The organism is Streptomyces sp. NPDC058240 (assembly GCF_042882135.1).
Classification (GTDB): domain Bacteria; phylum Actinomycetota; class Actinomycetes; order Streptomycetales; family Streptomycetaceae; genus Streptomyces.
In genome coordinates this window covers 220,830-245,111 of the sequence record NZ_JBHVWT010000003.1, presented here as the reverse complement: position 1 = coordinate 245,111, position 24,282 = coordinate 220,830, and the positions used below count along the sequence as shown (strand labels likewise).

18 protein-coding genes and 1 tRNA gene are annotated in these 24,282 nt (G+C 67.1%); 3 read left to right on the top strand and 16 right to left on the bottom strand.

The genetic code is table 11. The annotated features are described in order from the left end of the window. Positions 1-158: 158 nt before the first annotated feature. Both ACFVX4_RS08910 and ACFVX4_RS08905 read right to left on the bottom strand, forming a co-directional pair. Complete coding sequence (locus ACFVX4_RS08910; RefSeq protein ID WP_266415492.1) at positions 159-620, bottom strand: Panacea domain-containing protein; 462 nt, start codon at positions 618-620, stop codon at positions 159-161. A gap of 144 nt (positions 621-764) precedes the next feature. Beyond that, the gene (locus ACFVX4_RS08905) at positions 765-1,409 is read right to left on the bottom strand and encodes a hypothetical protein (RefSeq protein WP_389973481.1); all 645 of its coding nucleotides are present in this window, start codon (positions 1,407-1,409) and stop codon (positions 765-767) included. A gap of 267 nt (positions 1,410-1,676) precedes the next feature. Between ACFVX4_RS08905 and ACFVX4_RS08900 the strand changes: the two genes are divergently transcribed. Both ACFVX4_RS08900 and ACFVX4_RS08895 read left to right on the top strand, forming a co-directional pair. Then, on the top strand, positions 1,677-2,135 hold the full coding sequence (locus ACFVX4_RS08900) for a GNAT family N-acetyltransferase (RefSeq protein ID WP_389973478.1): 459 nt from the start codon (positions 1,677-1,679) through the stop codon (positions 2,133-2,135). Between the two features lie 220 nt (positions 2,136-2,355). Next, positions 2,356-4,404, top strand: coding sequence for a PIG-L family deacetylase (locus ACFVX4_RS08895; RefSeq protein WP_389974002.1), 2,049 nt, complete (start codon positions 2,356-2,358; stop codon positions 4,402-4,404). 147 nt (positions 4,405-4,551) lie between these two features. Here ACFVX4_RS08895 and tuf read toward each other — a convergent pair whose 3' ends face one another. The 14 genes from tuf to ACFVX4_RS08825 all read right to left on the bottom strand — a co-directional run bounded on the left by tuf (position 4,552) and on the right by ACFVX4_RS08825 (position 22,692). Further along, a complete protein-coding gene (gene tuf / locus ACFVX4_RS08890; protein WP_266415496.1) occupies positions 4,552-5,745 on the bottom strand; it encodes an elongation factor Tu in 1,194 nt (397 codons plus the stop codon). Between the two features lie 160 nt (positions 5,746-5,905). Continuing rightward, the gene (fusA, locus tag ACFVX4_RS08885; protein ID WP_317860923.1) at positions 5,906-8,035 is read right to left on the bottom strand and encodes an elongation factor G; all 2,130 of its coding nucleotides are present in this window, start codon (positions 8,033-8,035) and stop codon (positions 5,906-5,908) included. Positions 8,036-8,073: 38 nt separating this feature from the next. After that, complete coding sequence (rpsG, locus tag ACFVX4_RS08880; RefSeq protein ID WP_007445917.1) at positions 8,074-8,544, bottom strand: 30S ribosomal protein S7; 471 nt, start codon at positions 8,542-8,544, stop codon at positions 8,074-8,076. 2 nt (positions 8,545-8,546) lie between these two features. Further along, entirely contained in the window at positions 8,547-8,918 is a 372-nt protein-coding gene (rpsL, locus tag ACFVX4_RS08875) for a 30S ribosomal protein S12 (RefSeq protein ID WP_003948652.1), read from the bottom strand. 456 nt (positions 8,919-9,374) lie between these two features. Continuing rightward, entirely contained in the window at positions 9,375-13,274 is a 3,900-nt protein-coding gene (locus ACFVX4_RS08870; RefSeq protein ID WP_093540768.1) for a DNA-directed RNA polymerase subunit beta', read from the bottom strand. Positions 13,275-13,403: 129 nt separating this feature from the next. Then, entirely contained in the window at positions 13,404-16,889 is a 3,486-nt protein-coding gene (gene rpoB / locus ACFVX4_RS08865) for a DNA-directed RNA polymerase subunit beta (RefSeq protein ID WP_389973475.1), read from the bottom strand. 620 nt (positions 16,890-17,509) lie between these two features. Continuing rightward, positions 17,510-17,893 carry a 50S ribosomal protein L7/L12 gene (gene rplL / locus ACFVX4_RS08860; protein WP_072485559.1) on the bottom strand — a complete coding sequence of 128 codons (384 nt, stop codon included), beginning with the start codon at positions 17,891-17,893 and terminating at the stop codon, positions 17,510-17,512. A 111-nt stretch (positions 17,894-18,004) separates the two neighbouring features. Then, positions 18,005-18,535, bottom strand: a complete 531-nt coding sequence (rplJ, locus tag ACFVX4_RS08855; RefSeq protein ID WP_266415516.1) for a 50S ribosomal protein L10 — start codon at positions 18,533-18,535, stop codon at positions 18,005-18,007. Between the two features lie 275 nt (positions 18,536-18,810). Continuing rightward, entirely contained in the window at positions 18,811-19,713 is a 903-nt protein-coding gene (locus tag ACFVX4_RS08850) for a hypothetical protein (protein WP_389973473.1), read from the bottom strand. 162 nt (positions 19,714-19,875) lie between these two features. Next, a complete protein-coding gene (gene rplA, locus ACFVX4_RS08845) occupies positions 19,876-20,598 on the bottom strand; it encodes a 50S ribosomal protein L1 (RefSeq protein WP_266415520.1) in 723 nt (240 codons plus the stop codon). 82 nt (positions 20,599-20,680) lie between these two features. Then, positions 20,681-21,115 (bottom strand): 50S ribosomal protein L11, encoded by a 435-nt coding sequence (gene rplK / locus ACFVX4_RS08840; RefSeq protein ID WP_006126872.1) that lies wholly within the window; start codon positions 21,113-21,115, stop codon positions 20,681-20,683. Between the two features lie 176 nt (positions 21,116-21,291). Further along, complete coding sequence (gene nusG, locus ACFVX4_RS08835; protein ID WP_389973471.1) at positions 21,292-22,152, bottom strand: transcription termination/antitermination protein NusG; 861 nt, start codon at positions 22,150-22,152, stop codon at positions 21,292-21,294. A gap of 73 nt (positions 22,153-22,225) precedes the next feature. Next, complete coding sequence (secE, locus tag ACFVX4_RS08830; RefSeq protein WP_093540775.1) at positions 22,226-22,513, bottom strand: preprotein translocase subunit SecE; 288 nt, start codon at positions 22,511-22,513, stop codon at positions 22,226-22,228. 106 nt (positions 22,514-22,619) lie between these two features. After that, a tRNA-Trp gene (locus tag ACFVX4_RS08825) sits at positions 22,620-22,692 on the bottom strand. Between the two features lie 225 nt (positions 22,693-22,917). On the opposite strand from ACFVX4_RS08825, the gene ACFVX4_RS08820 reads away from it, so the two are divergent. Beyond that, a complete protein-coding gene (locus ACFVX4_RS08820) occupies positions 22,918-24,144 on the top strand; it encodes a pyridoxal phosphate-dependent aminotransferase (RefSeq protein WP_389973469.1) in 1,227 nt (408 codons plus the stop codon). Positions 24,145-24,282: the final 138 nt, after the last annotated feature.

The window sequence follows — 24,282 nt, the reverse complement described above, 5'->3', positions numbered from 1 at the left end:
AATTCGGGCACCTGCGGCTCCCTCTCGGACAGACGGACCGGTCAGGTGTGCTTGAGCTTCGACGGATACACCTCGTGGAGGGGATCCCACCACAACACGTGGAAGATGTTGTCGGTCAAAAATCCGCACAACCGCTGGGTGCCGGTGAACCGCAGACGTCAGCCGTTGTGATCCTCGTGCTCGGCCAGTGCCCCGAAGAAGTCGGCGATGTCCTCATCGAGCAACGGCTCGTTGCTCCGCTCCAGATCCGGCGCCTGAGCTCGGGCCCGGGCCTCGACCCACGGGCCGGTCCGATGAGTCATCTCGGACAGCTCATGTGCGGAGTACACGCGCATGTTCTCCAGCACGATGTCGACCGATTCCCGCTCCTGGTCGTCCAGCTCGGCCGGGTCACCCTCGATGTCCCCGCCCTTCAGCTCGAAGCGGCCGCGGTGCTTGCTGTACAGCTCCGGCGCGACCGGCCCGTTGGCCCACGCCTCGAAGCGCTCGGCAAACAGTGGGCGGTCCTCCCAGGCCAGGTGATAGCCGTAGGAGAAATAGCAGAGCTTCTGCAGCTTCATGGCCGACATCGGTGCGGCCTTCACCAGGATGTACGCGGCTACGTCGTGCACGGTTGCCATGGTCGGTCCCCTCCGGTCCTCGCCGCCACCCTAGAGCCGTACGCCCCCATCGACATCCTCGGAGCTCCCGGGCGGGGAGGGTCCCCCCTGTCGGTCCAGCGTACGGGCGAGGTCGGACAACGGGAACGGAACGGGCCGGCTGTCTCATTCGGACACATGGCGCACCGTGAACGAAACGATGTTCTCCATCCCTGCGACCCCGCTCCGGGCCGTGACGTCACCCCGCACTATGACCTCGTCGCCCCGGCGGTGGGCCTCGGCCGCCTTGCCGTAGTCGCGCTCGTCCAGGGACATCCTGACCCTGCGCGCCCTGCGGCCGTCCCGGTCGTCGAAGTACTCGGCGATGGTGACCGCGCCCGGCCGCTGGGGCTCCGGCGCCGCCACCGCGGCCGCGGCCGATGTCATCAGATCCCTCAGGCCGGCCAGGGCGGGGACCAACTCCACCAACGGAGCGGTTCCGGACGGTCCCGGCGGGGTGAGCCGGAGGAACTGCCAGTCGGCGGAAGGGAGCGCCATCTCACGCAGTACGTCGGCGGGCAGCCGGGCTTCCACCACGGACAGGGTCTCCACCAGATCGGCGACGCGGTCCGCGTAGTCACGGGGGCCGCGGTCCAGCGGCACCATCACCTCGTACGGTTCGCCGGACTCCCCCGGGGCGTCCAGCACCCAGAGCTGCCCACGGCCGTAGTCCCTGAAGGGTGACCAGCCATGGCCTCGCAGATAGCGCAGCAGAGAGGACGTGGCCAGGTCGTTCACCTGGCTGAACTCCGCATCGGAGATCGCGATCATGACACCCCCAGCTTCTCTCGGAACTCAGGGCCGAAGAGACCGTGCAAGGTCTCCGTGGTGAGCAGGCAGATTGGCCTTCGGCACCGACACCGTCAAGCTGCTCCCCTTGGGCCGATCCGCGATTTCGTGGTCGTGGAAGCACGCCCAGTAGGCGGCATGCCTCAGCAACAACCCCTCGTGGGTCGCCTCCACCCACTCGCCGGAATCCTCCGGCACGGTCAGTGCCCCGACTCGGCCCCAGCGTTCAGCCTCTGACAGACTCCGGCCATGCCCGCACATACCACCGCGACCTGGGCCCTGCGCCCCGCCCGGCCCGAGGACGTCGAGGCGATTGCCGAGCTCAGGGCCGCCGTGATGCGCCCCGACCTGGAGCGGCTCGGGCGCTACGACGAGCACCGCGTACGACAGCGGCTGCGGGACAACTACGCGCCGGAGCACACCTCGGTCGTCGTCGCGGACGGGGAGTTCGCGGGCTGCGTCACCCTGCGCCCGGTCGAGGGCGGGCTGTGGCTGGAGAACTTCTATCTCTCCACCGCCCTCCAGGGGCGCGGCATCGGCACCGCGGTACTCCGCTCGCTGCTCGCGCGGGCCGACGAGGAGGGCGCGACCGTACGGCTGGACGTGCTGCAGGGCAGCTCCGCCCGCGCGCTCTACGAACGGCACGGGTTCACCGAGGAGCGGCAGGACCCGGTCGACGTGTTCATGGTGCGTACACCCGCGAGTTGAGCTGTTCGGGTCACACCCGTGGATACCCAGGCAACCCGCCCCCTGGAATCTCCGTCTCTCCCCCCGCAGCAGCGGCTCACCCCCCGCCGCGACCTGCACGGATTCGGCACGCAGCACAGGGCCGCACAGCCGCCCGCTGCGGGGGAAGTGGACGGAGCACGGTGTGACGGATCGACCCGCGTTGCGCGCATCCCGGTCGGGAGTGCCGCGGCGCACTGTGATGGCGGCGGCCGGCGCGACCGGCCTGGCGGCTCTCGCCGCCTGCACGGCGCCCTCGCCGCCCCGCCGCCGCGATCCCGCCGCGGACCCGATGCCCGGACTGCCGATCAGTACCTCGCACCCGGCCCAGATGATGCAGATCCTCGCCCACCCGGACGACGACCTGTACTTCATGAACCCGGACACCCAGCAGGCCCTCGACGCCGGAACCCCGCTGGTCTGCGTCTATCTGACCGGCGGCGAGGCCACGGGCATCAATCGCCCGCCGGGCCGCCCGCTGCCCGCGCCGGACAAGGCCGCGTACTCCTCCGCGCGTCACCAGGGGCTCCGCCAGGCGTACGCGACCCTGCTCGGCCTCGGCAGGTTCAACCCGTGGCACAAGTCCGTCATCGAGCTGCACGGCGGCCACCGCGCCGAGATCAACACCCTCCGGTACCGGGGCCGCAGGGTCGAGCTGATCTTCATCAACACCGCCATGCACACCTCGTACGGGCGTCTCGGACTGCCCAGCCTCTGGCAGGACCGGCGCCTGGTCCTGCCGACCGTCGTCGCCGACGGCTCCCCGCTGACGAAGGCGGGTTCGTACACCTACGACGGGCTGATCGACGTCCTGGTCGGGCTGTTCGACCGGTACCGGCCGAGCATCCTGCACACCATGGACCCGGACCCCGACATCCAGCACAGCAGCGAGGCGGTCCGCCGCCGGGACAGCGAGCAGCGCGGCTACTCCGACCATCCCGACCACACCGCCACCGCGCTGTTCACCTGGGCGTCGCTGATCCGGTGGGTGGCAGGGACCACCAAGAACGGCGGCGAGGTGCCGAGCTTCGCCACCACCGCGTTCCGGGGCTACTACAACCGGCACTGGCCGAAGAACCTGCCGCCCGCCGTGCTGGCCGAGAAGGCCTCGCACCTGGTGCCGTACGGCGGCTCGGCCGACTGGCGGTGCGGCAACCCGGCGGGCTGCGGGGACTACGGCGTGGGCGGCAACCGGCCGCTGACCAACCGGAAGGGCTGGGTACGGTCCACCCACTACCGCTACCCGGGCCCCCGGCCCGCCGTCGCCGCCGAACCGGACGGCCGGCTCGTCACGTACGGGGTGCTGGGCCTGCGGGCGGTGCGCCGGCGCGAGAGCGCACCGGGCAGCGGGGAGTGGGACGCGCCGGACGACCTCGGCGGCGGCCCGCTCGCCCCGGTCCTGGGCAGCGCGACGCTGCCGGACGGGCGCCATCTGCTCTTCGGGCTGCGGTTCTCGGCGCTCAGCGGGCACGGCGCGGACAACGAACGCGAGATCGTCGCGCTGGAGCAGCGCTCCCCCGGCGGCGCCTTCCGCGCCTGGCAGGGGCTGGGGAACCCGGTGCGCGACCACGACGGCGGGCGCCGGATCGGTGTCCCGGTCGCGGTCGCCGCGCCCGACGGGCGGGTGCATCTCTTCGTGCGGAACGCGGAGAAGGGTCTCAGTACCCGGGTACGGGACACGGCCGGCCGGTGGAGCGGGTGGCTGGACATGGGCGGCGGCGAGATCCAGGACGGGCTGAGTGCCGTGGTGGACGCCGAGGGCTGTGTCCATGTCTTCGCGGCGGGCCATTTCGCGGTGCATCACTGGACGCAGGACGCGCCCGGCGACGCGCTGACCGCGCGCACCCAGATCACCGGGGTGCCGGTGCCCGGGGACGGTCCGGCGGCGCTGCCGGGGGCGGACGGGAGCATCGAGCTGTTCTACCGCGCGGCGGCGAAGGCCGCCCTGACGACCGTACGGACCGGGGAGACTGCGGACGAGACCGGCATCGACGGGTACGGGCGCGTGATCCGGGACCGGGCGGGCTTCGACGGGTACGGCCCGGTGGCCGCCGCCGGGACGCCGGGCGCCCCGGTGCTGCTCGGCCGCACCGCCAAGGGCCTCCTCCAGCTCCGTACGCCGCGCGGGCTCTTCGTGCGACGGCGCGGTCCGGTGGCGCTGGACGGGCCGGTCCTGCATGTCGGGAAGGACGGCCGGGCGACGGTGGTGGCCCTGGGGCCCGACGCCCTGCCCTGGCTCTGGCGCCCCTGAGGGAGGGCCGGTGCGGCGGATCAGGGCCGCACAGGCCCTGCGCCTCGCCCGTACACATGACGAAGGGCCCCGGTCCACCGCTTGCGCGGCGGGCCGGGGCCCTTCTCGGTGCTCTGTGCGGAGCAACCAGGTCAGACAGTCAGGTAATTACTTGACGATCTTGGTGACCTGGCCGGCGCCCACGGTCCGGCCACCCTCACGGATGGCGAACTTCAGGCCCTCTTCCATGGCGACGGGCTGGATCAGCGAGACGTTCATGACGGTGTTGTCGCCCGGCATGACCATCTCGGTGCCCTCGGGAAGGGTCACAACGCCCGTCACGTCCGTGGTACGGAAGTAGAACTGCGGGCGGTAGTTGTTGAAGAAGGGGGTGTGACGGCCACCCTCGTCCTTCGACAGGATGTAGGCCTGGGCCTCGAACTCGGTGTGCGGCGTGACCGAACCGGGCTTGATGATGACCTGGCCGCGCTCGACGTCCTCGCGCTTGATGCCACGGAGGAGCAGACCGACGTTCTCACCGGCCTGGCCCTCGTCGAGCAGCTTGCGGAACATCTCGATGCCGGTGACCGTGGTGGTGGTCTTCTCGGTCTTGATACCGACGATGTCGACGGTCTCGTTGACCTTGAGGATGCCACGCTCGATACGACCGGTGACGACGGTGCCACGACCGGTGATCGTGAAGACGTCCTCGATCGGCATCAGGAACGGCTTGTCGACGTCACGCTCGGGCTGCGGGATGTTCTCGTCGACGGCCTTCATCAGGTCGAGGACGGTCTGGCCCCACTCCTTGTCGCCCTCGAGCGCCTTGAGCGCCGAGACCTTGACGACCGGCAGGTCGTCGCCCGGGAACTCGTACTCGGAGAGGAGCTCACGGACCTCGAGCTCGACGAGCTCCAGGATCTCCTCGTCGTCCACCATGTCGGCCTTGTTCAGGGCGACGACGATGTACGGAACGCCGACCTGGCGGGCCAGGAGCACGTGCTCCTTGGTCTGCGGCATCGGGCCGTCGGTGGCGGCGACCACGAGGATGGCGCCGTCCATCTGCGCGGCACCCGTGATCATGTTCTTGATGTAGTCCGCGTGACCCGGGCAGTCGACGTGCGCGTAGTGACGCGACTCCGTCTGGTACTCGACGTGCGCGATCGAGATCGTGATACCGCGCTGGCGCTCCTCGGGAGCCTTGTCGATCTGGTCGAAGGCCGAGGCCTCGTTCAGGTCCGGGTACGCGTCGTGCAGCACCTTGGTAATGGCGGCCGTGAGGGTCGTCTTACCGTGGTCAATGTGACCGATGGTGCCGATGTTGACGTGCGGCTTAGTCCGCTCGAACTTCGCCTTCGCCACTGGGTCCTCCTGTGGAGTGGTTCTGTACGCCTTGCTTCATCGGCGCCAGGTGATCTTTGCTGGGATGCCGGGGCCGGGGGCATTCACCGCATTGCTTGCGCTCTGCGACGAATGCCCCACCAGGCTCCGGTGACAAGCCTAAAGCGTGAGCTCGGGAGAGTTACTCGCCCTTGGCCTTCGCGATGATCTCCTCGGCGACGTTCCGCGGAACCTCGGCGTAGGAGTCGAACTGCATCGAGTAGCTTGCGCGACCCGAGGTCTTGCTGCGGAGGTCTCCGACGTAGCCGAACATCTCCGAGAGGGGCACGAGGCCCTTCACGACGCGAGCGCCGCTGCGCTCCTCCATGGCCTGGATCTGGCCACGGCGGGAGTTGAGGTCGCCGATGACATCGCCCATGTAGTCCTCGGGCGTGGTGACCTCGACGGCCATCATCGGCTCCAGGAGCACGGGGGACGCCTTGCGGGCACCCTCCTTGAACGCCTGCGAACCGGCGATCTTGAAGGCGAGCTCGGAGGAGTCGACCTCGTGGTAACCACCGTCGAGAAGGGTGACGCGGACGCCCACCATCTCGTAGCCGGCCAGGATGCCGAACTGCATGGCTTCCTGGGCACCCGCGTCCACCGAGGGGATGTACTCACGGGGGATGCGGCCACCGGTGACCTTGTTGACGAACTCGTAGGACGCGTCGCCACCCTCGATGGGCTCAAGGGCGATCTGCACCTTCGCGAACTGGCCGGTACCACCAGTCTGCTTCTTGTGCGTGTAGTCGATGCGCTCGACGGCCTTGCGGATCGTCTCGCGGTACGCGACCTGCGGCTTGCCGACGTTCGCCTCGACGCGGAACTCGCGCTTCATGCGGTCGACGAGCACCTCGAGGTGAAGCTCGCCCATACCACCGATGATGGTCTGGCCGGTCTCCTCGTCGGAGTGCACCTGGAAGGACGGGTCCTCCTCGGAGAGGCGCTGGATGGCGACACCCAGCTTCTCCTGGTCACCCTTGGACTTGGGCTCGATGGCGACCTGAATGACCGGCGCCGGGAAGTCCATGGACTCCAGGATGACCGGGTTCTTGTCGTCACACAGCGTCTCACCGGTGGTGGTCTGCTTCAGGCCCATGACGGCGATGATGTCGCCGGCGCCCACCGACGCGATCTCCTCACGCTTGTTCGCGTGCATGCGGTAGATCTTGCCGATGCGCTCCTTCTTGCCCTTGACCGAGTTCAGCACCGCGGTGCCGGCCTCGAGGCGACCGGAGTAGATCCGGACGAAGGTGAGCTTGCCGAGGTGCGGGTCGCTCGCGATCTTGAACGCCAGGCCGGAGAACGGCTCGTCGTCCGAGGGCTTGCGCTTGACGACAACCTCGGGGTCCTTGACGTCGTGGCCCTCGATGGCCTCGACGTCCAGGGGGGAAGGCAGGTAGCGGACGACCGCGTCGAGCAGGGGCTGGACGCCCTTGTTCTTGAACGCGGTGCCACAGAACACCGGGGTGACGGTGATGGAGTCGGCACTGCCCTTGGACGCCAGGGTGATCCGACGGATCGCCTCGTGCAGCTGCTCCTGGGTGGGCTCCTCGCCCTCCAGGTACAGCTCCATCATCTGGTCGTCGTGCTCGGCAACGGCCTCAAGGAGCTTGCCGCGCCACTCCTGAGCCGCCTCGACGTGGGTGTCCGGGATGTCGACCGTGTCGTACATCTCACCCTTGGCTGCCTCTTCCGGCCACACGAAGGCCTTCATCGACACGAGGTCGACGACGCCACGGAAGCCGGCCTCGGCGCCGATGGGGAGCTGCATGACCAGCGGAACCGCACCGAGGCGGTCGACGATCATGTCGACGCAGCGGTGGAACTCGGCACCGGTGCGGTCGAGCTTGTTGACGAAGCAGATACGCGGCACGCCGTAGCGGTCCGCCTGACGCCAGACGGTCTCGGACTGCGGCTCGACGCCGGCGACACCGTCGAACACGGTGACGGCACCGTCGAGGACGCGGAGCGAACGCTCCACCTCGACGGTGAAGTCGACGTGACCCGGGGTGTCGATGATGTTGATGGTGTGGTCAACATCATTGAGCGGCCAGTGACAGGTCGTCGCGGCGGACGTGATCGTGATGCCGCGCTCCTGCTCCTGCTCCATCCAGTCCATCGTGGCAGCGCCGTCGTGGACTTCACCGATCTTGTACGAGACGCCGGTGTAGAACAGGATCCGCTCAGTGGTGGTCGTCTTGCCCGCGTCGATGTGGGCCATGATCCCGATGTTGCGGACCTTGGCCAGGTCAAGCGAAGTGGTGGCCATAAGGCTCAATCTTCTCTCGGTCTCGATGTGGGTAGCGACTACCAGCGGTAGTGCGCGAAGGCCTTGTTGGACTCGGCCATCTTGTGGGTGTCCTCGCGCTTCTTGACGGCAGCGCCAAGACCGTTGGAGGCGTCGAGCAGCTCGTTCATGAGGCGCTCGGTCATGGTCTTCTCGCGGCGGGCGCGGGAGTAGCCCACGAGCCAGCGCAGGGCGAGGGTGGAGGCGCGACCGGGCTTGACCTCGATCGGCACCTGGTAGGTGGCGCCACCGACACGGCGGGACTTGACCTCGAGCGAGGGCTTGACGTTCTCAAGCGCGCGCTTCAGCGTGATGACCGGGTCGTTGCCGGTCTTCTCGCGGAGGCCTTCCATGGCGCCGTACACGATCCGCTCGGCGGTGGAACGCTTGCCGTCCAGCAGGATCTTGTTGATCAGCGAGGTGACAAGAGGAGAGCTGTAGACCGGGTCGATGATGACCGGGCGCTTCGGGGCGGGGCCCTTACGAGGCATTCTTACTTCTCCTTCTTGGCGCCGTAGCGGCTGCGGGCCTGCTTGCGGTTCTTGACACCCTGGGTGTCGAGCGAGCCGCGGATGATCTTGTAACGAACACCCGGCAGGTCCTTCACACGGCCACCACGCACGAGCACGATCGAGTGCTCCTGCAGGTTGTGTCCCTCACCCGGGATGTAGGCCGTGACCTCGATACCGGAGGTCAGACGCACACGCGCGACCTTACGGAGTGCCGAGTTCGGCTTCTTCGGGGTGGTCGTGAACACACGCGTGCAGACGCCGCGGCGCTGGGGCGAACCCTCGAGCGCGGGCGTCTTGTTCTTCTCGACCTTGTCCTGCCGGCCCTTCCGGACCAGCTGCTGGATCGTAGGCACTACTTCTCCGGTTTCTGTGTGCCGTTCGTGAAACTAACCTGGAACGTCACCGACCCACGCGGTCGGGTGTGTCGAATACTGCAGGCTTCTGCCGCAAGGCAGAAGGAGCGCAGATTGCGGTAGCCACTGACGGACTCGCCATGCGGTTGAGGACACGCACACGAGCCCAGGCACACCCCAGGCACAAGGTCTGAGCGTACCTACCTCGTCGACTCCGGTCAAAACAAATGCTGTCCACCGGGACACGCCTGGACGAGTGCCCGGCTTGTCCCGACCCGTACGCATGGCCACCGCACCCCGCACGGCCCTCCACAGCCCCGTACAGGGGCCTCCGGGGCCCGTTGCCGGGCCGCTCGGAGGCTCCGTCCGACGCACGACAGTGACGTATCACACGCCGGAGGGCGGCCACCCCGTACGAAACGGGGTGACCGCCCTCCGGTCGGTCAAGCGACTCGCTTACTGGTTGTACGGACCGTAGTCGTAGTCCTCCAGCGGAACGGCCTGGCCGGAGCCCGTGCCGAACGGCGAGTAGTCGATGTCGTCGTAGCCGACGGCCGAGTACATCGCGGCCTTGGCCTCCTCGGTCGGCTCGACCCGAATGTTGCGGTAGCGGGACAGACCCGTACCGGCCGGGATGAGCTTACCGATGATGACGTTCTCCTTGAGACCGATCAGGGAGTCGGACTTGGCGTTGATCGCCGCGTCCGTCAGGACCCTGGTCGTCTCCTGGAAGGAAGCCGCGGACAGCCACGACTCCGTCGCCAGCGAGGCCTTGGTGATACCCATCAGCTGCGGACGGCCGGAGGCGGGGTGACCGCCCTCGGTGACCACACGACGGTTCTCGGTCTCGAACTTCGAGCGCTCGACGAGTTCGCCCGGCAGCAGCTCCGCGTCGCCGGACTCGATGATCGTCACGCGGCGCAGCATCTGCCGGATGATGATCTCGATGTGCTTGTCGTGGATCGACACACCCTGCGAGTTGTAGACCTTCTGGACCTCGCCGACCAGGTGGACCTGGACCGCGCGCTGACCGAGGATCCGCAGCACGTCGTGCGGGTTGGTGGCACCCACGGTGAGCTTCTGGCCCACCTCGACGTGGTCGCCCTCGCCCACGAGCAGACGGGCGCGCTTCGAGATCGGGAAGGGGATCTCGTCGCTGCCGTCGTCCGGCGTGACCACGAGCTTCTTGGTCTTCTCGGTCTCCTCGATCCGGACCCGGCCCGCGGACTCCGAGATCGGGGCGACACCCTTGGGCGTACGGGCTTCGAAGAGCTCGACGACTCGGGGCAGACCCTGGGTGATGTCGTCACCGGCCACACCACCGGTGTGGAAGGTACGCATCGTCAGCTGGGTACCGGGCTCACCGATGGACTGGGCGGCGATGATGCCGACCGCCTCACCGATGTCGACCAGCTTGCCGGTGGCGAGCGAGCGTCCGTAGCAGAAGGCACAGGTGCCGACCGCGGACTCACAGGTCAGGACCGAACGGGTCTTGACCTCCTCGACGCCGGCGCCCACCAGGGCGTCGATCAGGACGTCACCGAGGTCGACGTTGGCAGGCGCGATGACCTTGCCGTCGACGACGACGTCCTCGGCGAGCATGCGGGCGTAGACCGAGGTCTCGACGTCCTCCGTCTTGCGGAGCACACCGTCCGCACCCTTGACGGCGATCTTCAGCTTGAGGCCGCGGTCGGTGCCGCAGTCCTCCTCGCGAATGATCACGTCCTGCGAGACGTCCACCAGACGACGGGTCAGGTAACCCGAGTCGGCGGTACGCAGGGCGGTGTCCGCCAGACCCTTACGGGCACCGTGCGTGGAGATGAAGTACTCCAGAACGGTGAGGCCCTCACGGAAGGACGCCTTGATGGGACGCGGGATCGTCTCGTTCTTGGCGTTGGACACCAGACCACGCATACCGGCGATCTGACGCATCTGCATCATGTTTCCTCGGGCACCCGAGTCAACCATCATGAAGATGGGGTTCGTCTTGGGGAAGTTCGCGTTCATCGCCTCGGCAACCTCGTTGGTCGCCTTGGTCCAGATCGCGATGAGCTCCTGCGTGCGCTCGTCCTTGGTGATCAGACCGCGCTCGTACTGCTTCTGGACCTTCTCGTCCTGCGCCTCGTAGCCGGCGACGATCGCCTTCTTGGCCTCGGGGACCACGACGTCGGAGATGGCCACGGTGACACCGGAACGGGTCGCCCAGTGGAAGCCCGCCGCCTTCAGGTTGTCGAGCGTCGCCGCCACGATGACCTTGGGGTAGCGCTCGGCGAGGTCGTTGACGATCTCGGAGAGCTGCTTCTTGCCGACCGAGTAGTCGACGAACGGGTAGTCCTCGGGCAGCAGCTCGTTGAAGAGCGCGCGGCCCAGGGACGTACGCAGCCGGAACGTGTCGCCCTGCTGGTACTCCTGCTCGCCTTCCTCGGCGACCGGCGGCACCCAGCCGCGCGGCGGGATGGTGCCCACCGGGAAGCGGATGTCGACCTTGGCCTGGAGCGACAGCTCGCGGGCGTCGAAGGCCATGATCGCCTCGGCCGTGGAACCGAAGGAACGGCCCTGGCCGATGACCTTGCGCTCCTCCTCGTCCGTGGTGAGGAAGAACAGGCCCAGCACCATGTCCTGGGTCGGCATGGTGACGGGACGACCGTCGGCCGGCTTCAGGATGTTGTTCGAGGACAGCATCAGGATGCGGGCCTCGGCCTGCGCCTCCGCGGAGAGCGGCAGGTGCACGGCCATCTGGTCACCGTCGAAGTCCGCGTTGAACGCGGTGCAGACCAGCGGGTGGATCTGGATGGCCTTGCCCTCGACCAGCTGCGGCTCGAAGGCCTGGATGCCGAGGCGGTGCAGCGTCGGCGCACGGTTCAGGAGAACCGGGTGCTCGGCGATGACCTCTTCCAGGACGTCGTACACGACCGTGCGGCCGCGCTCGACCATGCGCTTGGCCGACTTGATGTTCTGCGCGTGGTTCAGGTCGACCAGGCGCTTCATCACGAACGGCTTGAAGAGCTCCAGCGCCATGGCCTTCGGCAGACCGCACTGGTGCAGCTTGAGCTGCGGGCCGACGACGATCACGGAACGCGCGGAGTAGTCCACACGCTTACCGAGAAGGTTCTGACGGAATCGACCCTGCTTGCCCTTCAGCATGTCGCTGAGGGACTTGAGCGGGCGGTTGCCGGGACCGGTGACCGGGCGACCGCGGCGGCCGTTGTCGAACAGCGCGTCGACGGCCTCCTGCAGCATCCGCTTCTCGTTGTTCACGATGATCTCGGGGGCACCGAGGTCAAGGAGACGCTTGAGGCGGTTGTTGCGGTTGATCACGCGGCGGTACAGGTCGTTCAGGTCGGAGGTCGCGAAGCGGCCACCGTCCAGCTGCACCATCGGACGCAGGTCCGGCGGGATGACCGGCACGCAGTCGAGCACCATGCCCTTGGGCTTGTTGCTGGTCTGCAGGAACGCGGAGACGACCTTGAGGCGCTTGAGCGCACGGGTCTTCTTCTGGCCCTTGCCGGTACGGATGATCTCGCGGAGGCGCTCGGCCTCCTCGTCGAGGTCGAAGGACTCCAGGCGCTTCTGCAGGGCGGCGGCACCCATGCAGCCGTCGAAGTACGTGCCGAAGCGGTCACGCAGCTCGCGGTAGAGCAGCTCGTCGCCCTCCAGGTCCTGGACCTTGAGGTTCTTGAAGCGGCTCCACACCTCGTCGAGGCGGTCGATCTCGCGCTGCGCACGGTCGCGCAGCTGCTTCATCTCACGCTCGGCACCTTCGCGCACCTTGCGGCGCACGTCGGCCTTGGCGCCCTCGGCCTCCAGCTCGGCCAGATCGGTCTCGAGCTTCTTGGCGCGGGCTTCGAGGTCGGCGTCGCGGCGGTTCTCGATCTGCTGACGCTCGACGGAGACGTGCGCCTCCAGCGACGGCAGGTCGCGCGTACGGCGCTCCTCGTCCACGAACGTGATCATGTACGCGGCGAAGTAGATGACCTTCTCGAGGTCCTTCGGCGCGAGGTCGAGGAGGTAGCCCAGGCGCGACGGGACGCCCTTGAAGTACCAGATGTGGGTGACGGGAGCGGCAAGCTCGATGTGACCCATACGCTCACGACGCACCTTGGCGCGCGTGACCTCGACGCCACAGCGCTCACAGATGATGCCCTTGAAGCGGACACGCTTGTACTTGCCGCAGTAGCACTCCCAGTCCCGGGTCGGACCGAAGATCTTCTCGCAGAAGAGTCCGTCCTTTTCGGGCTTGAGCGTGCGGTAGTTGATGGTCTCCGGCTTCTTCACTTCGCCGTGGGACCAGGTCCGGATGTCGTCCGCGGTGGCAAGGCCGATCCGCAGCTCGTCGAAGAAGTTGACGTCGAGCACTTGTCGTCAATCCCTCTTTCGGGGGTTCGAGCCCCCTCGCGTCAGGCGAGAAATCGGGGCACTTCAGCAATGGTCTGAACGGGTCCGGGGAGAGCCGGCCGGATCACTGGGATCCGGCCGGCCAACCCGTCAGACCTCTTCGACGCTGCTCGGCTCGCGCCGGGACAGGTCGATACCGAGCTCCTCCGCCGCGCGGAAGACGTCCTCGTCCGTGTCGCGCATCTCGATGGACATGCCGTCCGAGGACAGCACCTCCACGTTGAGGCAGAGCGACTGCATTTCCTTGATGAGCACCTTGAAGGACTCAGGGATGCCCGGCTCAGGGATGTTCTCGCCCTTGACGATGGCCTCGTAGACCTTCACGCGGCCGGTCACGTCGTCGGACTTGATCGTCAGGAGCTCCTGGAGGGCGTATGCGGCGCCGTAAGCCTCAAGGGCCCACACCTCCATCTCACCGAATCGCTGTCCACCGAACTGAGCCTTACCACCCAGCGGCTGCTGGGTGATCATGGAGTACGGGCCCGTCGAACGAGCGTGCAGCTTGTCGTCGACGAGGTGGTGCAGCTTCAGGATGTACATGTAGCCGACCGAGACCGGCTCCGGGAACGGCTCGCCGGAGCGGCCGTCGTACAGGTTGGCCTTGCCGGAGGGCTGTACCAGGCGGTCGCCGTCGCGGTTCGGGATCGTGGCCTCGAAGAGACCGGAGATCTCGTCCTCGCGCGCACCGTCGAAGACGGGGGTGGCGACGTTGGTGCCGGGGGCGACCTGGTCGGCGCCGATGGCCTGCAGGCGCTTGGCCCACTCGTCACCGAGGCCGGAGACGTCCCAGCCGCGGCTGGCGAGCCAGCCGAGGTGGATCTCCAGGACCTGTCCCGGGTTCATTCGGGACGGGACACCCAGCGGGTTGAGGATGATGTCGACCGGGGTGCCGTCCTCCAGGAACGGCATGTCCTCGATCGGCAGGATCTTTGAGATGACGCCCTTGTTGCCGTGACGGCCGGCGAGCTTGTCACCGTCGGTGATCTTGCGCTTCTGTGCGACGTAGACGCGGACCAGCTGGTTCACGCCCGGCGGCAGCTCGTCGCCCTCTTCGCGGTCGAAGACGCGAACGCCGATGACCTTGCCGATCTCACCGTGCGGCACCTTCAGCGAGGTGTCGCGCACCTCGCGCGCCTTCTCACCGAAGATCGCGCGGAGCAGGCGCTCCTCGGGGGTCAGCTCGGTCTCACCCTTGGGCGTGACCTTGCCGACGAGGATGTCACCGGCGACGACCTCGGCACCGATACGGATGATGCCGCGCTCGTCGAGGTCGGCGAGGACCTCTTCGGAGACGTTCGGGATGTCCCGGGTGATCTCCTCCGGGCCGAGCTTGGTGTCACGGGCGTCGACCTCGTGCTCCTCGATGTGGATCGAGGAGAGGACGTCGTCCTGCACGAGGCGCTGCGACAGGATGATCGCGTCCTCGTAGTTGTGACCCTCCCACGGCATGAACGCCACGAGCAGGTTCTTGCCGAGGGCCATCTCACCGAACTCGGTGGCCGGACCGTCGGCGAGGACCTGGTCGGCGACGACCCGGTCGCCCTCGGAGACGACAACCTTCTGGTTGACCGAGGTGCCCTGGTTGGAGCGCATGAACTTGGCGATGCGGTACGTGGTGTACGTGCCGTCGTCGTTGGTGACGGTGATGTAGTCCGCGGAGACCTCCTGGACCACACCGTCCTTCTCGGCCTTGAGCACGTCGCCGGCGTCGGTGGCGCAGCGGTACTCCATGCCGGTGCCGACGAGCGGGGCCTCCGACTTGATCAGCGGCACCGCCTGCCGCATCATGTTCGCGCCCATGAGGGCACGGTTGGCGTCGTCGTGCTCCAGGAACGGGATCATCGCGGTCGCGACGGACACCATCTGGCGCGGCGAGACGTCCATGTAGTCGACGTCCGTGCCGGGCACGTAGTCGACCTCGCCGCCACGGCGGCGGACCAGCACGCGGGACTCGGCGAACCGGAGCTCGTCGGTCAGCGGCGCGTTGGCCTGCGCGATGACGAAGCGGTCCTCCTCGTCGGCGGTCAGGTAGTCGACCTCGTCGGTGACCTGGCCCTCGACGACCTTGCGGTACGGCGTCTCGATGAAGCCGAACGCGTTGATCCGGCCGTAGGAGGCCAGCGAGCCGATCAGACCGATGTTCGGTCCTTCCGGCGTCTCGATCGGGCACATGCGGCCGTAGTGCGACGGGTGCACGTCACGGACTTCGAAGCCGGCCCGCTCACGGGAGAGACCACCCGGGCCGAGGGCGTTGAGACGACGCTTGTGCGTCAGGCCCGACAGCGGGTTGTTCTGGTCCATGAACTGGGACAGCTGGCTGGTGCCGAAGAACTCCTTGATGGAGGCGACGACCGGCCGGATGTTGATCAGGGTCTGCGGCGTGATCGCCTCGACGTCCTGAGTGGTCATGCGCTCGCGCACGACGCGCTCCATACGGGCGAGACCCGTACGGACCTGGTTCTGGATCAGCTCGCCGACGTTGCGGATACGACGGTTGCCGAAGTGGTCGATGTCGTCGGTCTCGACCATGATCGAGCGACCGGACTCGCCGACCGTCTCGGTCTCACCGGCGTGCAGCTTGACCAGGTACTTGATCGTCGCGATGACGTCGTCGCTGGTGAGCACACCGGCGTCCAGCGGCTCGTCGGCGCCGAGCTTCTTGTTCACCTTGTAGCGGCCGACCTTCGCGAGGTCGTAGCGCTTCGGGTTGAAGTAGAGGTTCTCGAGCAGCGTCTGAGCGGCCTCACGGGTGGGCGGCTCGCCCGGACGCAGCTTGCGGTAGATGTCGAGCAGCGCGTCGTCCTGGCCCTGGGTGTGGTCCTTCTCCAGGGTGGCGCGCATCGACTCGTACTCGCCGAACTCCTCCAGGATCTGCTCGGTCGTCCAACCGAGAGCCTTCAGGAGAACGGTGACGGACTGCTTGCGCTTGCGGTCGATGCGGACACCGACCATGTCGCGCTTGTCGATCTCCATCTCCAGCCAGGCACCCCGGGACGGGATGATCTTGGCGGAGAAGATGTCCTTGTCGGACGTCTTGTCGATGGAGGAGTCGAAGTAGACACCCGGCGAGCGGACCAGCTGCGACACGACGACACGCTCGGTGCCGTTGATGACGAAGGTGCCCTTGTTGGTCATGAGCGGGAAGTCGCCCATGAAGACCGTCTGGGACTTGATCTCGCCGGTCTCGTTGTTGGTGAACTCGGCGGTGACGAAGAGCGGGGCGGCGAACGTGAAGTCGCGCTCCTTGCACTCGTCGATCGAGTTCTTCGGGGGCTCGAAGCGGTGGTCGCGGAAAGTCAGCGACATCGACCCGGAGAAGTCCTCGATCGGCGAGATCTCCTCGAAGATCTCTTCCAGGCCGGACTTGGTCGGGACGTTCTGTCCACTGTCCAGAGCAGCCTCGACGCGAGCCTTCCATGCGGCATTGCCGAGGAGCCAGTCAAAGCTCTCGGTCTGCAGCGCGAGGAGGTTCGGAACCTCGAGGGGCTCCTTGATCTTTGCAAAGGAGATGCGCAGCGGGGCGGTGCTGGCACCGTTGTTCGTATTCGCGGTCGAGGCGTTGCGCGAGGCGGCCAAGAGGGGGTCCTTCCGAGGGCTCGGACTCACTACGCGCGTACCGGTCCCAAGCCGGACACGATGACAGTCGGTTCCTGATTCGACCGAAGAAGGCCAGGTCAGAGACGATCCGTCGTCGGTGCTCAAGCGAGGGCATGCCCCTGGTGACGGGCAGGAGGCAGCTAACAGGCAGCGCAAAGGGTCAGTGTAGCCAAACGGCACACTGATGTCCAGTCGGGGTTCTCAGAGACCCACGTTGCTCTCAACAGCTTGTTCTCAACACCTATGGCTAGCCCTTGCGCGTGGTGCGCTCTTCTTTACTGCCCGCTTCGCCCACGATCCATGCCTCGGATTCGGATCGATGTGACGACGCGTCCTGAGAATTGCGCGCCGCGTGCGGTTCGTCAAGGCCCCCCTGCGGGGACAAGGCCCCGAGGTCCTCACCCGACCGCCTCCCGGCGCCGGTCGGCCGCCCACGAGAGGCAACGGCGAAGATCACCATACTCGTCGGCGCGGGAAGAGCAAGGCAGCCGCCTCGGGTACGCCGAAGGGCGACCACCCGGATGGGTGATCGCCCTTCGTCAGATGACGTCCGTGCCGTGCGGCACGGGGCGCCGGAAGGAGTCAGCAGACTCCCTGAGTCACTTGACCTCGACGGAAGCGCCGGCGGCCTTGAGGGACTCGGCAGCCTTCTCGGCGGCCTCCTTGGCGACCTTCTCGAGGACCGGCTTCGGGGTGCCGTCGACGAGGTCCTTGGCCTCCTTCAGACCCAGCGAGGTCAGCTCACGCACGACCTTGATGACCTGGATCTTCTTCTCGCCGGCGCCGGTGAGGATGACGTCGAACTCGTCCTGCTCCTCGACGGCCTCGGCAACGGCACCCGGGCCGGCCGGACCGGCGACGGCGACGGCCGCGGCGGCGGTGACGTCGAACTTCTCCTCGAAGGCCTTCACGAACTCGGAGAGCTCGATGAGGGTCATCTCTTCGAACTGCGCGAGCAGGTCGTCCTGGGACAGCTTCGCCATGATGGCGTCCTTCCACTAATTCGGCAGGTGCCGGAGTTACATGTAGGCGGGCGTACATTCGGCCCGCTGCGACCGTCTCCCTAGTGGGCGACGATCATTGCGCGAGCCGAATTACTCGGCACCGCCCTGCTCGGCCTGCTTGGCACGAAGCGCCTCCGCGGTGCGGACGAACTTCGACGGGAGCGCCTGGAAGACCTGAGCAGCCTGAGTCTGCTTGCCCTTCATGGCGCCCGCCAGCTTGGCGAGCAGAACCTCGCGGGACTCGAGGTCCGCGAGCTTCTTGATCTCATCCGCGGTCAGCGCCTTACCGTCAAGGACACCGCCCTTGATGATGAGGTTGGGGTTTTCCTTGGCGAAGTCACGAAGACCCTTCGCCGACTCCACCGGGTCACCGGTGATGAAGGCAACCGCCGTCGGACCAGTGAACTGGTCGTCCAGCGAAGTGATCCCGGCCTCGTTGGCCGCAATCTTGGTCAGCGTGTTCTTCACCACGGCGTACTGGGCGTTCTCACCGAGCGAACGACGCAGCGTCTTGAGCTGCGCCACGGTGAGACCCCGGTACTCGGTCAGCACGGCGGCGTTCGAGCTGCGGAACTGGTCCGTCAGCTCGGCTACCGCGGCAGCCTTGTCGGGCCTTGCCATGAGCGTCGGCCTCCTTCCGGGTGATGAGGACCGCTCAGAAGGGGCCGGGAAAGACGAAACGCCCCGGCGCAGGCGCCAGGGCGTAGCTCGACCGAACGAAGTCCGGGAGCTTTCCACAGTCACCTGCGCAGGTCGCCCGTACTCAACGGATCCTTCGGTCACTGTTCCCTCTTGCGAGGGCGCAGCAACGACCAGCGGTCTTTGGCTTCTGTAGGAGAGTACGCGACCGAAGTCGCGCCGAGCAAATCCGTCCCGCTCGGGGCGGCCCGGGAGGTTCAGGACGCGCCCGAACCGGCTCCCTGCTGCTGCTTCAGCAGCTCGGCGAAGTCGACCGTGTCGGCGGCCGGGGGCTGCTCGACCGAGACCTTCGTCCCGTAGTCGCTGTAGTACACCGTCGAGTTGAGCTCGCCGGTCTTCATCTGGCCGCGCTCGGTCTTCTTGACCAGCAGATCGTTGTCATCGACCCAGATGTCGACCTTCTCCGTGGTGATGCCGGCGTCGCTCAGCTGCTTCTTCAGCTGCTCCAGCTGGTCGGCGTCGAGCTCGGAGTTCTTCGCGGTCAGAGCGGCGACGTCGACGGTGCCGGAGTAGTGCGTGGCGGAGACGCCCCGTACATCCTCCTTGCCGACCTTCTTCACGTCGCCGGAGGCCAGCAGTGACTTCACGCCCTGGTCGGGGGTGGTGTTCTGCATCTGCTGCTTCATGGCCTCGCCGGAGGCGCCCGCTATCTTGGCGAGGTCGGCGTAGCCGTAGCTGATCCAGTGCTTGCCGCCGGTCTGCTTCGCGAAGCCGTCGCCCATGTTGACGACGTAGCCGTCCTTGAAGTAGCGGGCCTGCATCGTGCCGGTGCCGCCGGTCTGCTTCATGGCGTCCGCCATGCTGCCGCCGGTGTAGGTAATCTCCATGGCGCCGGTGAGACCGTCGGTCCAGTCGATGGTGCCGCTCTGGTTCATGGACATGGTGGTGCCCATCTGGGTGGTGCCCTCGACCTTCGCCGAGCTCTCCCCACCGGTCTTCTTCTGTACGTCGAGCAGCGCGGCGATCGGGTCGGCCTTCACGACGCCGCCGCCGTTGTTGTCGCTCTTGCCGCTGTCCGATCCGCTGCAGGCCGCGACCGACGTCAGCGCCGCTGCCGCCGCCACCGACAGACACACGCGTCGCACGGTATTGGTCCTCATGTCAGCTTCCACCCCTCGTTCGGCTCTGTCGGGGCCTCACGCTAACGCACGGCTCCGACACAGCCCCCGGCAATACGGATACGAGGACGGGCCCCGCACCTCGAAAGGTTGCGGGGCCCGTCAATGTCACACGTGACGCGGCTTGCTGCCGAGCGCGAGGGCTCAGACGGCGGCCGGGTCCTCCTCGACGAGGAGGTTACGGGTGCGGTTGGCGTCCAGCGGGATGCCGGGGCCCATCGTGGTGGCCAGGGTGGCCTTCTTGATGTAGCGGCCCTTGGCGGCGGACGGCTTCAGACGGAGGATCTCCTCCAGCGCCGCTGCGTAGTTCTCCACCAGCTTGGTCTCGTCGAACGAGGTCTTGCCGATGATGAAGTGCAGGTTCGAGTGCTTGTCGACGCGGAACTCGATCTTGCCGCCCTTGATGTCGTTGACAGCCTTCACGACATCGGGGGTGACGGTGCCGGTCTTCGGGTTCGGCATCAGACCACGCGGACCGAGCACCCGGCCGAGGCGGCCGACCTTGCCCATGAGGTCCGGGGTCGCGACGACGGCGTCGAAGTCCAGACGGCCCTTCGCCACCTCGTCGATGAGCTCGTCGGCGCCGACGATGTCGGCGCCCGCGGCTTCCGCGGCCGCAGCACGGTCACCGGTCGCGAAGACCAGGACCCGGGCGGTCTTGCCGGTGCCGTGCGGGAGGTTCACGGTGCCACGGACCATCTGGTCGGCCTTGCGCGGGTCGACACCCAGGCAGAACGCGACCTCGACGGTGCCGTCGAACTTGGTGGAGGCGGTGTCCTTGGCGAGACGGACGGCCTCGAGCGGCGCGTAGTTGCGCGACCGGTCGACCTTGGCGTCCGCAGCGCGGAGGTTCTTGCTGCGCTTCACTTCTACTCCTGTTGGTTTCAGGGTGTGGAGTCGTGGTGCGGGCCAGCGCTTGGCCCTACCACTGAGGATCTGAGGGGCTGAATCAGCCTTCGACCGTGATGCCCATGGAACGGGCGGTGCCAGCGATGATCTTCGACGCGGCGTCGAGGTCGTTGGCGTTCAGGTCGGGGAGCTTCGTCGTGGCGATCTCACGGACCTGGGCAGCCGTCAGCTTGGCGACCTTGGTCTTGTGCGGCTCGCCGGAGCCCTTCTCCACGCCCGCGGCCTTGAGGATCAGCTTCGCGGCCGGCGGAGTCTTGGTGACGAAGGTGAAGGAACGGTCTTCGTAGACCGTGATCTCCACCGGCACGACCATGCCACGCTGCGACTCGGTCGCGGCGTTGTAGGCCTTGCAGAATTCCATGATGTTGACGCCGTGCTGGCCGAGCGCGGGGCCGACCGGCGGGGCCGGGTTGGCCGCACCAGCGTTGATCTGGAGCTTGATAAGCCCCGTGACCTTCTTCTTCTTGGGAGGCATTGCTCTCTCCGGGTCCTAGTGAGAGTGTTTCGCCGCCGTCCGATCATCCGGATGGAGGCATACCGCACAACGATAACGGGTATAGCTGCGCGACCAAAAACCGAGCAGGTCAGACGGGCTTCACAGCCGGTCTGACCTGCTCGGTAGGCATGTGTCCAGAAACTGGCGGGAAGCCGCTAGTTCTTCTGGATCTGGTCGAAGCTGAGCTCGACCGGGGTCTCGCGGCCGAAGATCTCGACGAGACCCTTGACCTTCTTCGAGTCGGCGTTGATCTCGTTGATCGTCGCCTGCAGCGTCGCGAACGGGCCGTCGGTGACGGTGACCGAGTCGCCCACCTCGAAGTCGAGCACCTGGACCTCGACCTTGCGGGCCGGAGCCGGCTTGCCCTCGGCCTCGGCGGCCTCGCGGGCGGCCTTCTCCTCGGCCTCCGGGGCGAGCATCTTGACGATCTCGTCCAGGGTCAGCGGGTACGGGTCGTAGGCGTTGCCCACGAAGCCGGTGACGCCGGGGGTGTTGCGGACGACGCCCCAGGACTCGTTCGTCAGGTCCATGCGCACCAGGACGTAGCCCGGGAGCTTGTTCTGGCGGACGTTCTTGCGCTCGCCGTTCTTGATCTGGACGATCTCTTCCTCGGGCACTTCGGCCTGGTAGATGAAGTCCTCGACGTTGAGCGAGACGGCGCGCTGCTCCAGGTTGGCCTTCACGCGCTTCTCGTAACCGGCGTACGTGTGGATGACGTACCACTCGCCGGGAAGGCCGCGCAGCTCGTCGCGCAGGGCCGTGACGGCGTCGACGGGGGCGGCCGGCTCGGCCTCTTCCTCGTCGCTCTCGGAGTCGGCCTCGGCCTCCGCGGCCTCTTCCTCGTCCTCGACGTGCAGGGCGGCCTGCTCGGCGGGCTCACCCGCGGCGGCGTCGGCAGCTTCGGCCTGGTCCGGCTCCTCGGCGTCCGCCGCCTCGACGATGTCGAGCTCGTCCTCGGCGGACTCGAAGGCGCCCGCCGTCGGCTCGACGGCGTCGTTCAGGTTCGGGTCAGACACGGTGGCTGCTTCTTCCTGGATACAAATGGGTGGAACATGCGAAAGGGGCGCCCATGAGGCGCCCTCCGCGGGATCAGCCGAAGACGTACTTGATGACCCGCTGGAATCCGAAGTCAATCACGGTAACCAGACCGATCATGACGACGACGAAGACAATCACCACTGTGGTGTAAGTCGTCAGCTGACTGCGAGTCGGCCAGACGACCTTGCGCAACTCGGCGACGATCTGGCGGTAGAACAGCGCGAGACGGCCCAGAGGGCCCTTCTTTCCGCGCTTGCCGCCCTTCCGGGTCTTCTTCTTCGACTCGGGTACTTCATCCTCGGCATCAGGCATGTCGATGGAGCCCACGGCGTCCGTCACGCTTCTCACCTGATTCCGGGTCATGGCCGTGCCGCGCCCGGTGGAGCCGCACGGCGATGCATTGAAGTACGTACATGCGCACACATCCTGGCGAAGGAGTGTGTAGCAGGGCCGGAGGGACTTGAACCCCCAACCGCTGGTTTTGGAGACCAGTGCTCTACCAATTGAGCTACGACCCTTTGTGGTTTCCACCAACCTACCGCATCTCCCCGGATGGTTCCGATGCGGAAACGGTGCGGCTGGTGAAGGCCAACGACAGGTGAGTGTACGTGTTCAGCGGCCCGGCGTCGAACAGATAGCTCCCGACCGCTCCTGGTCGCATCTTGTCCGCATGCTGTCCGAGTCGTGTCCGGTCCCTGAAACCCCTGTGCCGACAGGGATCACGGTCTGGGACCATGGGGGCCATGAGCGCTGCAACTTCCCCCTCCGAGCGCCGGGTCTCCGCCCGCATCGGTGCGATCTCCGAATCCGCCACCCTCGCCGTCGACGCCAAGGCCAAGGCCCTCAAGGCCGCCGGCCGTCCGGTGATCGGCTTCGGTGCCGGTGAGCCCGACTTCCCGACCCCCGGCTACATCGTCGACGCCGCGGTCGAGGCCTGCCGCAACCCGAAGTACCACCGCTACACCCCGACAGGAGGGCTCCCGGAGCTCAAGGCCGCCATCGCCGAGAAGACGCTGCGCGACTCCGGCTACGAGGTCGACGCCTCGCAGATCCTGGTGACCAACGGTGGCAAGCAGGCCATCTACGAGGCGTTCGCCGCGATCCTCGACCCGGGCGACGAGGTCATCGTCCCCGCTCCGTACTGGACCACCTACCCCGAGTCGATCCGGCTGGCCGGCGGCGTCCCGGTGGAGGTCGTGGCCGACGAGACCACCGGCTACCGGGTCTCCGTCGAGCAGCTGGAGGCGGCGCGCACCGAGCGCACGAAGGTCGTCCTGTTCGTCTCGCCGTCGAACCCCACCGGCGCCGTGTACAGCGAGGCCGACGCCGAGGCGATCGGCCGCTGGGCCGTCGAGCACGGCCTGTGGGTGCTGACCGACGAGATCTACGAGCACCTGGTCTACGGCGACGCGAAGTTCACCTCGCTGCCCGCGATCGTGCCCGAGCTGCGCGACAAGTGCATCGTGGTCAACGGTGTCGCCAAGACGTACGCGATGACCGGCTGGCGGGTGGGCTGGATCGTCGGCCCGAAGGATGTCGTCAAGGCCGCGACCAACCTCCAGTCGCACGCCACGTCCAACGTCTCCAACGTGGCCCAGGTCGCCGCGCTGGCCGCCGTCTCCGGGAACCTGGACGCGGTCGCCGAGATGCGTACCGCCTTCGACCGGCGCCGGCAGACCATCGTCCGGATGCTCAACGAGATCGACGGGGTGCTGTGCCCGGAGCCCGAGGGCGCGTTCTACGCGTACCCCTCGGTGAAGGAGCTGCTCGGCAAGGAGATCCGCGGAAAGCGTCCGGCCACCTCGGTGGAGCTGGCGGCGCTGATCCTGGACGAGGCCGAGGTCGCGGTCGTACCGGGCGAGGCCTTCGGTACGCCGGGCTACCTGCGGCTCTCGTACGCCCTGGGCGACGACGACCTCGTCGAGGGCGTCTCGCGGCTCCAGAAGCTGCTGGGCGAGGCCAAGGCGTAGCGCGTCCCGCACATTCGGTGGCGAACCCCCACCCCCGCCCGGGGGCGCTTCTCCCTTTCGGCGTTCACCCCCCGGGGGAAGAAGACCCCCCCCCCCCCCCCCCCTTCCTCCAGAGTCTTTTGTGGGAGGGGGTTTTCC